Origin of the sequence: Streptomyces sp. NPDC051214 (assembly GCF_040682375.1) — a bacterium.
Taxonomy (GTDB): domain Bacteria; phylum Actinomycetota; class Actinomycetes; order Streptomycetales; family Streptomycetaceae; genus Streptomyces.
On sequence record NZ_JBFBAT010000009.1, the window covers coordinates 182,333 to 195,107 of the forward strand.

The window sequence follows — 12,775 nt, forward strand, 5'->3', positions numbered from 1 at the left end:
TCCTCAGGGTGCCGGGCGCCCCGGACCACGGGGCCCGCGTCAGGCGCTCGCGCCGAGTTCGCGGACCGCGTCCGCGAACGCGTCACCACGCTTGTTGTAATTGGTGAACATGTCCATCGACGCACAGGCCGGAGCCATCAGTACGGTGTCCCCCGGCTCGGCGAGCCGTGCCGCCTGCCGTACCGCCTCGGACATCGCCCCAGTGTCGGTCCGGTCGAGGTCGACGACCGGGACCTCGGGCGCGTGTCGCGCGAGGGCTTCGCGGATCAGCGCGCGGTCCGCGCCGATCAGGACGACACCGCGAAGCCGCTTGGCCGACTTGGTGACCAGCTCGTCGAAGGTGGCGCCCTTGGCGAGCCCGCCCGCGATCCAGACGATCGATTCGTACGCCGCCAACGAGGCTTCCGCGGCGTGGGTGTTGGTGGCCTTGGAGTCGTCGACGTACGCCACCTCGGCCACGTCGGCGACGTGTTCGATGCGGTGGGCGTCGGGACGGAAGGCGCGCAGACCGTCGCGCACGGCCGTCGCGGGCACGCCGTAGGCGCGCGCGAGTGCCGCCGCGGCCAGGGCGTTGGCGATGTTGTGCGGCGCGGGCGGCTGCACGTCGGAGATCTCGGCGAGCTCCTGCGCCTGCTTCTGACGGTCCGGCACGAACGCACGGTCGACCAGAATGCCGTCCACGACGCCCAGTTGCGAGGGCGCGGGCGCATTCAGCGTGAAACCGATGGCGCGGCAGCCCTCTTCGACGTCGGCCTCGCGCACGAGGTCCTCCGTCGCTTTGTCGGCGACGTTGTAGACGCAGGCGACCTGATTGCCCTCGTACACACGGCCCTTGTCGGCGGCGTACGCCTCCATGGAGCCGTGCCAGTCCAGGTGGTCGGGCGCGAGGTTCAGGACGGCCGCGGAGTGGGCGCGCAGCGAGGGCGCCCAGTGCAGCTGGTAGCTGGAGAGCTCGACGGCGAGGACGTCGTAGGTGTCCTCGCCGGTGACGACGTCGAGGAGCGAGACCCCGATGTTGCCGACGGCGGCGGTGCGCAGACCGGCCGCCTCCAGGATCGAGGCCAGCATCCGTACGGTCGTGGTCTTGCCGTTCGTGCCGGTGACCGCGAGCCAGGGAGCGGCGTCGGGGCCACGCAGGCGCCAGGCGAGCTCGACGTCGCCCCACACCTCGACACCGGCGGCGGCCGCTGCCGCGAAGAGCGGCTTGTCCGGCTGCCAGCCGGGCGTGGTGACGACGAGTTCGGTGCCTTCGGGCAGGGTGGCCCCGTCGCCGAGGCGGACGGAGATGCCCTCGGCCCTCAGCTCGTCGGCCTGCGTACGGGAGCGCTCGTCGTCGCCGTCGTTGACGACCGTGACGAGGGCGCCCAGGCCGTGCAGCACGCGGGCCGCCGGGATCCCGGAGACGCCGAGCCCGGCGACGGTGACGTTCTTCCCCTGCCAGCTGGTCACTTCTTGGCTGCCCATCCTGCGTAGAAGAGGCCGAGTCCGACGATCACGCACATGCCCTGGATGATCCAGAAGCGGACCACCACAAGGACCTCGGACCACCCCTTGAGTTCGAAGTGGTGCTGCAGTGGCGCCATGCGGAAGACGCGCTTGCCGGTCATGCGGAAGGAGCCGACCTGGATGACGACCGACATCGTGATCAGCACGAAGAGGCCGCCGAGCAGGGCGAGGAGCATCTCGGTGCGCGAGCAGATCGCGAGTCCGGCGAGCGCGCCGCCGAGGGCGAGCGAGCCGGTGTCACCCATGAAGATCTTGGCGGGCGAGGTGTTCCACCACAGGAAGCCGAAGCAGGCACCCATCAGGGCGGAGGCCACCACGGCCAGGTCGAGTGGGTCTCTGACCTCGAAGCACGCCTGTGGGTTGGTCAGCGTGACCGCGTTGGCGCAGGACTCCTGGTACTGCCAGACACCGATGAAGGTGTACGCGCCGAAGACCATCACCGAGGCGCCCGTGGCGAGGCCGTCGAGGCCGTCGGTGAGGTTCACGCCGTTCGACATCGCGAGGATCATGAACAGCGCCCAGACCACGAAGAGCACCGGGCCGATCGACCAGCCGAAGTCCGTGACGAACGACAGCTTGGTGGAGGCCGGGGTCTGGTTGCGGTTGTCCGGCCAGTTCAGCGCGAGCACGGCGAAGCCGATGCCGACGATCAGCTGTCCGGCCATCTTCGCCTTGGCGCGCAGGCCGAGCGAGCGCTGCTTGACGATCTTGATGTAGTCGTCGAGGAAGCCGACGAGGCCCATGCCCGCCATCAGGAAGAGCACGAGGAGACCGGAGAGCGTGGTCTCCGTACCCGTGATGATCTTCGTGAGGAAGTACGCGATGAGCGTCGCGAGGATGAAGGCGATGCCACCCATGGTCGGCGTACCGCGCTTGCTGTGGTGCTCGCGCGGGCCGTCGTCCCGGATGAACTGCCCATAGCCCTTGCGGGCCAGGAACTTGATAAGGAGCGGGGTTCCGACCAGGGTCAGGAAGAGCCCGATCACACCCGCGAAGAGGATCTGCCTCATCGGCCGGCGACCTGCCCCTCGGACGACGCGGAGTCATCGAGCAGCGCCATGGCGACCCGCTCGAGACCGACCGATCTGGAAGCCTTCACCAGCACGACGTCTCCCGGGCGCAGCTCGCTGCGCAGCAGGTCGATCGCCGCCTGTGCGTCGGACACGTGCACCGACTCCTCACCCCACGAACCCTCGTTGTATGCGCCCAGTTGGAGCCAGGACGCTTCCCTGCCCCCGACTGCCACGAGCTTGCTCACGTTCAGCCGGACAGCGAGCCGTCCGACCGCGTCGTGTTCGGCGAGCCCCTCGTCACCGAGCTCGGCCATATGACCGAGCACCGCCCACGTACGACGTCCCTTGGCCATGGACGCGAGCGCGCGCAGGGCGGCTCGCATGGACTCGGGGTTCGCGTTGTAGGCGTCGTTGACGACCGTCACGCCGTCCGGGCGCTCGGTGACCTCCATCCGCCAGCGGGACAGCGTGCCCGCCTCGGAGAGCGCGCGGGCGATCTCGTCTGCGGACATGCCCAGCTCATGGGCGACGGCGGCCGCGGCAAGCGCGTTCGACACGTGGTGCTCACCGTACAGCCGCAAGGTCACGTCGCTGCACCCGGAGGGTGTGTGCAGCGTGAAGGCGGGCTGCCCGATCTCCGTGAGCCGGACATTCTCGGCACGTACGTCGGCGTCGGCGGCCTCTCCGAAGAGCAGGACGCGCGCCTTCGTGCGCGAAGCCATGGCGCGCACCAGCGGGTCGTCGGCGTTGAGGACGGCGGTGCCGTCGGCGGGCAGGCTCTCGACGAGTTCACCCTTCGCCACTGCGATCTGCTCGCGTCCGCCGAACTCTCCGATGTGGGCGGTGCCGACGTTGAGCACGAGGCCGATCTTCGGCGGGGTGAGGCCGGTGAGGTAGCGGATGTGGCCGATGCCGCGGGCGCCCATCTCCAGGACGAGGAACCGCGTCTCGTCGGTGGCGCTGAGGGCGGTGAGCGGCAGGCCGATCTCGTTGTTGAGCGAGCCCGGCGTGAAGACCGTGGGTGCCTTGCTCCGCAGGACCTGGGCGAGCAGGTCCTTGGAGCTCGTCTTGCCGACGGAGCCGGTGAGCGCCACGAGCGTGGCGCCGAGCCGCTCCACGACGTGCCGCGCGAGGGCGCCGATCGCCACCTGCACGTCGTCCACGACGATGGCGGGTACGCCGACGGGGCGCGCCGCCAGGACGGCGGCGGCGCCCGCCTCGATCACCGCGGAGGCGTAGTCGTGGCCGTCGACGCGCTCGCCCGCGAAGGCGACGAAGAGGCTGCCGGGCTCCACTTCACGGGAGTCCCTGACGACCGGTCCGGTGACCTGGACGGACGGATCCGGTATGTCGTACGTCTGCCCGCCGACGACATTGGCGATCTCGGCGAGGGAGAGGGCGATCACAGATTCATCCCTGGGTTTGCTGGATTGCTTCGCGAAGTACCTGGCGGTCGTCGAAGGGACGCACCACCCCGGCGATGTCCTGTCCCTGCTCGTGGCCCTTGCCCGCGACGAGCACCGTGTCGCCCGGCTCGGCCCGTGCGACGGCCGCGCGGATGGCGGCGGCGCGGTCCTCGAAGACGGCGACGTCACCGCGTTCGTGGGACGGCACGTCGGCGGCGCCGGCGAGCATCGTGGCCAGGATCGCGAGGGGGTCCTCGCCACGGGGGTTGTCGGAGGTCAGTACGGCGGTGTCGGCGAGCCGGGCCGCCGCGGCGCCCATCGGCATCCGCTTGGTCTTGTCCCGGTCGCCGCCGCAGCCGAGCACGATGTGCAGCTTGTTCTCGGTGACCTTGCGCAGGGCGCGCAAAACCGATTCGACGGCGTCCGTCTTGTGGGCGTAGTCGACGACCGCGAGGTAGGGCTGGCCCGCGTCGATGCGCTCCAGGCGGCCCGGGACGCCGGCCACGGCGCCGATGCCGTCGGCGGCCTGCTGCGGGTCGATCCCGGCGACGGCCAGCGAGACGATCGCGGAGAGCGTGTTGGCGACGTTGAAGGGCCCGGCCAGCGGGGACTTGGCGGTGATCCGCTCGCCCTGCGGGCCGACCACGACGAACGTGGAGTCGAACGGCGTGACCTCGACGCCTTCCGCGCGCCAGTCGGCGTCGGGGTGGCCCTCGGCGGAGAACGTGGTGACGGGCACCTCGGACTCGTCGATGAGCCGACGCCCGTACTCGTCGTCGAAGTTGACCACGCCGACCTTGGAACGCAGCTTGGTGAACAGCTGCGCCTTGGCCTGGAAGTAGTCCTCCATGTCGGAGTGGAACTCCATGTGCTCCGGGCTGAGGTTGTTGAAGACCGCGACGTCGAAGACGCAGCCGTCCACCCGGCCGAGCACGAGGGCGTGACTGGAGACCTCCATGGCGACGGCCTCGACGCCGCGCTCGCGCATCACCGCGAACAGCGCCTGGAGGTCGGTCGCCTCAGGGGTGGTGCGTTCGGACTTGATCCGCTCGTCGCCGATGCGCATCTCGACCGTGCCGATGAGGCCGGTCGACTTCACGCCCTTGAGACCGCCTTCGACGAGGTACGCCGTGGTGGTCTTGCCGGACGTGCCGGTGATGCCGATCTGCAGCAGATCGCGGCCCGGGTGGCCGTAGACCGTGGCCGCGAGCTCCCCCATGGAGCCGCGCGGATTCTCCACGACCAGGACCGGCAGGCCCGTGACGGCGGCGCGCTCGGCGCCCGTCGGGTCGGTGAGGATCGCGGCGGCGCCGAGGTCGGCGGCCTGGGCGACGAAGTCGGCGCCGTGCAGCCGGGCGCCGGGCAGCGCGGCGTAGATGTCGCCGGGGCGGACCGCGCGGGAGTCGTGCGTGATGCCGCTGACCTCCCCGGTGCCCGGGGCGGCGACGCCCAGCTGATCGGCGATCCTGGCGAGCGGCGTCGCGGAGACCTGGACCGGCCGCGGCGGTCCCGGATATGTCACGGGAACGCCCTTCTGGGTGGTTTGGGACTGATCAGCGTGTGGCACGGCGGTGAGCGTACCGGGCGCACCGGGCTCAGGGCGAAGCGGGCGGTGTGGCGGGGGCTGGTTCCCCGGCCGCGGGGTGATCGTTGTCACGGGTTTGTCCTGGTGGGGCTCAGGGTTCGAAGGTGACGGGGAGCCGGGCCGCGCTCTTGCCGGTGGGCGGGACCTGGAGCGTCTTGAGGGCGAACTGCATGACTTCCTTGTAGATGGGACCGCAGATCTGGCCGCCGAAGTAGCTGCCCTTGGTGGCGTTCTGGATCGCGCAGTAGACGGTGACGCGCGGCTTGTCGGCGGGCGCGAACCCGGCGAACGACGAGGTGTAGCCCTTGTACTTGCCGGTCTCGGGGTCGACCCGGTTGGCCGTACCCGTCTTGCCCGCGACCCGGTAGCCGGGGATGCGGGCCTTGGTTCCTGTGCCCTCTTCGTCGTCGACGACGGATTCGAGCATCCGCGACACCGTCTTGGCGGTCTTCGCGCTCACCACGCGGGTCTTCTTGGGCTTGGGCGCGGGCGTGAAGCGGCCGTCGGGCCCCTTGGTGCCGCGCACCAGCGAGGGCTCGATGCGTACGCCGTCGTTGGCGATGGTCGAGTAGACGGAGGCCGCCTGCATCGCGTTGATGGAGAAGCCCTGGCCGAACGGGATCGTGTACTGCTGCGAGGTGGACCACTTGTCGGCGGGCGCGAAGATGCCGGACGTCTCGCCCGGGAAACCGAGCCCGGTCTCCCTGCCGATGCCGAACTTGCGCAGGTAGGAGTAGAGCGACCGGTTGGCTTCCTTCTGGGTCTTGCCCAGCTCGCCGGTGGCCAGGATCGTGCCGATGTTGCTGGACTTGGCGAGCACGCCGTTGAGCGTGAGGTGCCAGGTCGGGTGGTCGATGTCGTCCTGGAAGAGCCGGTCGCCGCGGTGCAGCCGGTTGGGCACCGTCACATGGGTGGCGGGCGTGGCCGCTTCCTCCTCCAGGACGGCCGCCATCGACATGACCTTGGCGGTGGAGCCCGGCTCGAAGGCGTCCTGGAGCGAGGCGTTGCCCAGGGCCGTCCCGTCGGCCTGCGAGAGGTCGTTCGGGTCGAAGCCCGGGGAGTTGGCCATCGCGAGGATCTCGCCGGTCTTGTTGTCCTGCACTATCACGTAGCCGCGGTCCGCCCGGGACTTCTCCACCTGCCTGGTGATGGCGCTCTGCGCGGCCCACTGGATGTCGCGGTCGATGGTGAGCTCGACGTCCGAGCCGGGCACGGCGGGCGTCTCGGTGCTGCCCGCGGTGGGCACCTGGTGGCCGCCGGACTGGGCGTACCTGATCTTGCCGTCCTTGCCCGCGAGCTCCTTGTTGAGCTGCTGCTCGAGGCCGCCCGCGCCCTTGCCCTCGGCGTTGACCCAGCCCAGTATCCCGGCGCCCAGACTGGCGTTCGGGTACACGCGCTTGCTGCTGGGGTCCTGGAAGACGCCCGCCAGGATGTTGGCGCTCTTCTTGTCGGCGCTCGCCTTGTCGGCGAGCGCGCTGCGCAGGTCCTTGATCTGCTTCCAGACCTGCGGGGTCTGCCGGCGGGCGAGCAGGACGTAGCGCGTCTTGGGGGTCTTCAGCTGTTCGGTGAGCCGGTCGACGTCCTTGTCCAGGATCGGCGCGAGGAGCGCGGCGGCCTGCTCGGGCGCGTCCTTGATGCCCATTTCTTTGGCGGTGAACATCGTGGGGTCGGCCGTGATGTCGTACGCGTCCACGCTGGCGGCCAGTTCGACGCCGCGGCGGTCGGTGATGCCGCCGCGCTCGGCGGTCAGGACATGGCTGAAGTAGCGGTTCTTCTCGGCCTTGGCGGTGTAGACGCTCGCATCGACCGCCTGCACCTGCAGGAGGCGTACGACGAAGGCCAGCATCACCAGGGACAGACCGAGGCTCACCATGCGCAGGCGGGGCCGCGGGCTGCCGAGGCGGATGGTGCGGGGCGGCTGCCTGGGGGTGGCGGGGCGCGGGCGGCGGGCGGCGGGGCGGGCCCCGCCTGCCGGGCGGCGCTGTTCGCCGGGGCGGGCGGGGCGCGAGGGCCGCGCGGGTCCCGGGACCCTGCGTCGCGGGGGTTGGCGGTCCGTCACTTACGTCACCTGCCGGAGGTCGTGGGGCCGGGCGTCGCGGAGGGGTCGGGCGTGGGCGAGGCGTCCGGGGCCGGGGCGGAGGGCGCCGGGGACGCCTGGGGCGGTGTGGGTGACGGAACCACCGGGACGGAGACCGAGGGCGCCGGGGACGCCACCTCCTGCGGGCGCGGGTCCGGGTTCAGCGCGGAGGACCGCTCGGCGGCTCCGGGGACACCGCGCACGGTGCCGTCCGGGTTCAGGAAGGCCGGGTCGCCGCCCGGCACCATGCCGAGCTCACTGGCGCGGCGCTGAAGGGCCTCGGGGGCGGCGTAGGCGTCCACGTCCCGCTGGAGCTCCTGCTCCTGGTCGGTGAGCTCCGTCGTCTCCTTCTTGAGCTCGCTCAGCTGGAACGAGCCTTCGTTGAGCGAGGAGTTCAGGATAAGGAGCGTGATCAGACCGCCGCCGAGCAGCAGCACGACGAGCAGCACGAACGGCGTGCGCGCGGCCTGGCTCGGCCCCGACGGCAGCAGCCGCGCGAGGCGGGCGGCCCTCCCCCGCAGCTGGGGCTTCTTGCTCATGGGGCCTCCTCAGGGACGCCGTTCACGGGTCCTCCCGGCGGGCGCGCTTCACGGGGCCTCCTCGCGGATGCGCTGCGCACCCCGCAGCCGTGCCGGGGCCGCCCGGCGGTTCTCGGCGACCTCTTCCTCGGTGGGGAGTTCGGCGCCGCGCGTGAGCAGCTTGAGCCGGGGCTGGTAGCGCTCGGGGACGATGGGCAGGCCGGGCGGCGCGGTCGTCGCGGCGCCGGCCGCGAACACCTGCTTGACCAGCCGGTCCTCCAGCGAGTGGTACGACAGGACGGCGATGCGGCCGCCGACGGCGAGGGCCTTCACGGCCGCCGGGATGGCCGCCTCCAGGACGCTCAGCTCGCCGTTGACCTCGATGCGCAGGGCCTGGAAGGTGCGCTTGGCGGGGTTGCCGCCGGTGCGCTTGGCGGCCTGCGGCAGGGAGTCACGGATCAGCTCGACGAGCCGCGCGCTGTTGCTGAACGGCTCCTTCTCGCGCTCGCGGACGACCGCGCTCACGATCCGCTTGGCCTGCTTCTCCTCGCCGTACTGGCGCAGGATCCGCACCAGTTCGCCCGGTGCGTACGTGTTGAGGACCTCGGCGGCGCTCATGCCGGTCGTCTGGTCCATGCGCATGTCCAGCGGTGCGTCCTGGGCGTAGGCGAAGCCCCGGTCGGCCTCGTCGAGTTGCATCGAGGAGACGCCGAGGTCGAACAGGACGCCCTGGACCTTCGCGATGCCGAGGCGGTCGAGCACCTCGGGCAGTTCGTCGTAGACGGCGTGCACCAGCTCGGCCCGGTCACCGAAGGGGGCGAGCCGCTCTCCGGAGAGCCGCAGCGCTTCCTTGTCCCGGTCGAGGCCGATCAGGCGGGCCGACGGGAAGGTGGAAAGCAGCGCCTCGCTGTGGCCGCCGAGTCCGAGGGTGCAGTCGACGACGACCGCGCCCGGCTCGGCCAGCGCGGGGGCCAACAGGTCCAGGCATCGCTGGAGCATCACCGGGACGTGTCGGGTATGGCTCAAAGGGCCCTCTCAGGTCCGGCGCGAAGCGCGGTGACGCACGGCCGGGTCCCCGCCCGCTCCAGAAGGGGAATGGCCTGCTGGCGCCGGGGAAGTGGCGTCAGCCGACCGGGAGCGGGAGGAGGCCGAGCCGTACGTACGCGCGGCGCACGTGGGGGGATTCAGGAAATCTCCGGGTGAACAGTCCAGCTGGGAGCAGGGTCACGGCTCCCACTTCGCGTCACTTTAGTCCACCGTGTCGCCCGGTCAATCAACTGGCCTGCGCGTCGCGGACGGGTCGTCGGCGGGCCTCGGAAGACGCCTCGTCACCCGTTCGGGCGTAGGCGGCACACCCCTGTGGGTTAGCTCACAACAAGACTCATTGACGTTCTTTGTCCCTTCTCACAGCGGGCCCCGGCGATCAGTGACGACTACCGTCATAGCCATGTCGACTTCCGCATCGCCCACGGGCTTCCCCGCAGAGCCGACCGGCGGCATAACCGCCGGTGACACCGTCACGGACCGCCTCGTCGAGGCGAACAAGCGGTACGCATCCGACTTCACGGACCCCGGCATGGACGCACGACCCGTCCTCGGTGTGGCCGTCGTCTCCTGCATGGACGCCCGCATCGACCTGCACGCCGCGCTCGGCCTCGAACTGGGCGACTGCCACACCATCCGCAACGCGGGCGGCGTGGTCACCGACGACGTCATGCGCTCCCTGACGATCAGCCAGCGCGCGCTCGGCACCCGCAGCGTCGTGCTGATCCACCACACCAGCTGCGGTCTGGAGAGCCTCACCGAGGAGTTCCGGCACGAGCTGGAGCTCGAGGTCGGCCAGCGGCCCGCCTGGGCGGTGGAGTCCTTCCGCGACGTCGATCAGGACGTACGCCAGTCGATGGAGCGGGTGCGGACCTCGCCGTTCCTCCTGCACACCGACGATGTGCGGGGATTCGTCTTCGATGTGACCACCGGTCTGCTGCGGGAGATCGACCCTGCGTGACCGGGTCCGGAGGGGATCTTTCCGGAACACCTCGGCAGGCAAAAGGCCGTAAGAGCTGACATATCGTCGCCAGTTATCCGCGGGCGAGTGACACAACCCGGTATGCCCAACAAGAATGCGGGGTGGGCACCACGCTGAACGTTTCGTGCGTGGTGTCCGTGATTCGGGGTGGGCCGGGCCGCACACACATGCGTCGGCCCGGGAGAACGTGTCCGAGGAGGGCCGGGTGACGACCTATGACGATCGAGCGAGCCTCACAGATCTGACCGCCACAGCGGAGCGTGTCCGCGGGTCGGTCGAGGGTGTGATCGAGGGCAAGCCAGAGGTCGTACGGCTTTCGCTGACCGTGCTCCTCGCCGAGGGGCATCTGCTGATCGAGGATGTGCCGGGCGTGGGCAAGACCATGCTCGCCAAGGCGCTGGCGCGGTCGATCGACTGCTCCGTGCGGCGCATCCAGTTCACGCCCGACCTGCTGCCGTCGGACATCACCGGTGTGTCGATCTTCGACCAGCAGCGCAGGGACTTCGAGTTCAAGCCCGGCGCGATCTTCGCGCAGATCGTGATCGGCGACGAGATCAACCGCGCGTCCCCCAAGACGCAGTCGGCGCTCCTGGAGTCCATGGAGGAGCGCCAGGTCACCATCGACGGGCAGACCTACGAACTGCCGAGCCCCTTCATGGTGGTGGCGACGCAGAACCCCGTCGAGATGGAGGGGACCTATCCCCTCCCCGAGGCGCAGCGCGACCGCTTCATGGCGCGCGTCTCGATCGGCTATCCGAACGCGGAGGCCGAGCTGCAGATGCTGGACGTGCACGGCGGTGTCTCGCCGCTCGACGACCTCCAGCCGGTGGCGCACGCGCACGACATCGTCAAGCTCATCGACGCGGTCCGCACGGTCCACGTCGCCGAGGCCGTACGGCGGTACGCCGTGGACCTGGTGGCGGCCACCCGCAACCACCCGGACCTGAGACTCGGGGCGTCGCCGCGCGCGACGCTGCACCTGCTGCGGGCGGCCAAGGCCTCCGCGGCGCTCAGCGGCCGCGACTTCGCCCTGCCGGACGACGTCCAGGCCCTCGCCGTGGCGGTGCTCGCGCACCGGCTGCTGCCCACGGCCCAGGCCCAGTTGAACCGGCGTACGGCTGAGTCCGTCGTCCTGGAGATCCTCCAGCGCACGCCCGTGCCCGCCGCCGTCCAGCCGAACAGCGGCTACTTCAACCAGCAGCCGCCCGGCGCGCGGAGGCTGTGATGGCGGCCGGGGGGCCGCAGCCGGCGCAGGACGAGGAGGGCAAGGGCGGACTGCGGACCGCGCTCGCGGGGCTGACCACGCGCGGGCGTTCGTTCCTCGCCGCCGGGGTCGCCGCGGCCATCTGCGCCTACGTCCTGGGGCAGAGCGATCTGCTCCGGGTCGGGCTGCTGCTCGCCGTGCTCCCGCTGGTGTGCGCGACGGTGCTCTACCGCACCCGTTACCGCGTCGCGGGCAGCCGCAGGCTCTCCCCCGCGCGCGTGCCGGCCAGTTCGGAGGCGCGGGTCCACCTGCGGATGGACAACGTCTCGCGGCTGCCCACGGGACTGCTCATGCTCCAGGACCGGGTGCCCTACGTCCTGGGGCCGCGGCCCCGGTTCGTGCTCGACCGGGTGGAGGCGGGCGGCCGCCGTGAGGTGTCCTACCGCGTCCGCTCGGACCTGCGGGGGCGCTATCCGCTGGGGCCGCTGCAACTGCGCCTGACGGACCCGTTCGGGATGTGCGAACTGACCCGCTCCTTCTCCACGTACGACACCCTGACGGTCATCCCGCGGGTGGAGGCCCTGCCGCCTGTACGGCTCACCGGCGAGGCCAAGGGGTACGGCGACGGGCGCAACCGCTCGCTGGCCCTCGCGGGCGAGGACGACGTGATCCCGCGGGGCTACCGCCACGGCGACGACCTGCGCCGCGTCCACTGGCGCTCCACGGCCCGCTACGGGGAGCTCATGGTGCGCCGCGAGGAGCAGCCGCAGCGGGCCCGCTGCACGGTGCTGCTCGATACCCGGGCACGCGCCTTCCGGGGCGCCGGGCCCGACTCGGCCTTCGAGTGGGCGGTCTCGGGCACGGCGTCCGCCCTGGTCCACATGCTCGAACGGGGCTTCTCCGTACGACTGTTGACGGACACCGGCAATTCCGTGCCCGGCGAGGGCTCGGACGGCTTCGCGGGCGCGAGCCAGGAGTCCGCGGACGCGGCGGGACTGATGATGGACACCCTCGCGGTGATCGACCACTCGGACGGCACGGGACTCTCCCCGGCGTACGACGTGCTGCGCGGGGGCAACGAAGGCCTGCTGATCGCCTTCTTCGGCGACCTCGACGAGGAACAGGCGACGGTGGCCGCCAAGATGCGCCAGCGCAGCGGCGCCGCGGTCGCCTTCGTCCTGGACGCCACGGTCTGGGCGCAGGGCACCGGCGGCGTTCCCGAGGGCCCCGGCGACGAGCGGGTCCGGATGCTGCGCGAGGCGGGCTGGACGGCCGTGGCGGTGCCTCCCGGGGTCGCCCTGGTGGACCTGTGGCGCCAGGCGGACCATCTGCGGGCGGGCGCGGGCCCGGCTCCCACGGCGGGCACGACGACCGGGGGCTGGGCATGAGGCGGGGGCCGCGGACCGGCGGCGGCCCGGCAGACGGGACCAAGGGCACGAC

10 protein-coding genes are annotated in these 12,775 nt (G+C 71.1%); 3 read left to right on the forward strand and 7 right to left on the reverse strand.

Features of this window, described 5'->3' with window-relative positions:
* Positions 1-39 precede the first annotated feature (39 nt).
* The 7 genes from murD to rsmH are packed head-to-tail and all read right to left on the reverse strand — an operon-like array spanning position 40 to position 9,131.
* Entirely contained in the window at positions 40-1,464 is a 1,425-nt protein-coding gene (gene murD, locus AB0M70_RS24485) for a UDP-N-acetylmuramoyl-L-alanine--D-glutamate ligase (protein WP_365822714.1), read from the reverse strand.
* Positions 1,446-2,516 carry a phospho-N-acetylmuramoyl-pentapeptide-transferase gene (gene mraY, locus AB0M70_RS24490; protein ID WP_160504534.1) on the reverse strand — a complete coding sequence of 357 codons (1,071 nt, stop codon included), beginning with the start codon at positions 2,514-2,516 and terminating at the stop codon, positions 1,446-1,448. Before mraY ends, murD begins: the two co-directional genes overlap by 19 nt.
* Positions 2,513-3,925: a UDP-N-acetylmuramoyl-tripeptide--D-alanyl-D-alanine ligase gene (gene murF / locus AB0M70_RS24495; protein WP_365822717.1), complete on the reverse strand. Its 1,413-nt coding sequence runs from the start codon at positions 3,923-3,925 to the stop codon at positions 2,513-2,515. Before murF ends, mraY begins: the two co-directional genes overlap by 4 nt.
* A 4-nt stretch (positions 3,926-3,929) precedes the next feature.
* Positions 3,930-5,582, reverse strand: a complete 1,653-nt coding sequence (locus tag AB0M70_RS24500; RefSeq protein ID WP_365822719.1) for a UDP-N-acetylmuramoyl-L-alanyl-D-glutamate--2,6-diaminopimelate ligase — start codon at positions 5,580-5,582, stop codon at positions 3,930-3,932.
* A 19-nt stretch (positions 5,583-5,601) separates the two neighbouring features.
* Positions 5,602-7,569 (reverse strand): penicillin-binding protein 2, encoded by a 1,968-nt coding sequence (locus AB0M70_RS24505; RefSeq protein WP_365822721.1) that lies wholly within the window; start codon positions 7,567-7,569, stop codon positions 5,602-5,604.
* Positions 7,570-7,574: 5 nt separating this feature from the next.
* Positions 7,575-8,126 carry a cell division protein FtsL gene (locus AB0M70_RS24510; RefSeq protein ID WP_365822723.1) on the reverse strand — a complete coding sequence of 184 codons (552 nt, stop codon included), beginning with the start codon at positions 8,124-8,126 and terminating at the stop codon, positions 7,575-7,577.
* 48 nt (positions 8,127-8,174) lie between these two features.
* The gene (gene rsmH, locus AB0M70_RS24515; protein ID WP_365822725.1) at positions 8,175-9,131 is read right to left on the reverse strand and encodes a 16S rRNA (cytosine(1402)-N(4))-methyltransferase RsmH; all 957 of its coding nucleotides are present in this window, start codon (positions 9,129-9,131) and stop codon (positions 8,175-8,177) included.
* Between the two features lie 358 nt (positions 9,132-9,489).
* Here rsmH and AB0M70_RS24520 point away from each other — a divergent pair, with 358 nt between their 5' ends.
* The 3 genes from AB0M70_RS24520 (at position 9,490) to AB0M70_RS24530 (ending at position 12,723) form a co-directional block, all read left to right on the forward strand.
* Positions 9,490-10,110 (forward strand): carbonic anhydrase, encoded by a 621-nt coding sequence (locus AB0M70_RS24520; RefSeq protein WP_365822727.1) that lies wholly within the window; start codon positions 9,490-9,492, stop codon positions 10,108-10,110.
* Positions 10,111-10,336: 226 nt separating this feature from the next.
* Positions 10,337-11,356, forward strand: coding sequence for a MoxR family ATPase (locus tag AB0M70_RS24525; RefSeq protein ID WP_363208238.1), 1,020 nt, complete (start codon positions 10,337-10,339; stop codon positions 11,354-11,356).
* Entirely contained in the window at positions 11,356-12,723 is a 1,368-nt protein-coding gene (locus AB0M70_RS24530; protein WP_365822730.1) for a DUF58 domain-containing protein, read from the forward strand. The genes AB0M70_RS24525 and AB0M70_RS24530 overlap by 1 nt, the downstream gene beginning before the upstream one ends.
* Positions 12,724-12,775: the final 52 nt, after the last annotated feature.

Excerpts from the sequence above, each read along its gene's own strand:
- AB0M70_RS24530 (WP_365822730.1), top strand. The coding sequence starts at position 11,356 with ATGGCGGCCGGGGGGCCGCAGCCGGCGCAGGACGAGGAGGGCAAGGGC.
- murD (WP_365822714.1), bottom strand. The coding sequence starts at position 1,464 with ATGGGCAGCCAAGAAGTGACCAGCTGGCAGGGGAAGAACGTCACCGTC.
- AB0M70_RS24510 (WP_365822723.1), bottom strand. The coding sequence starts at position 8,126 with ATGAGCAAGAAGCCCCAGCTGCGGGGGAGGGCCGCCCGCCTCGCGCGG.
- mraY (WP_160504534.1), bottom strand. The coding sequence starts at position 2,516 with ATGAGGCAGATCCTCTTCGCGGGTGTGATCGGGCTCTTCCTGACCCTG.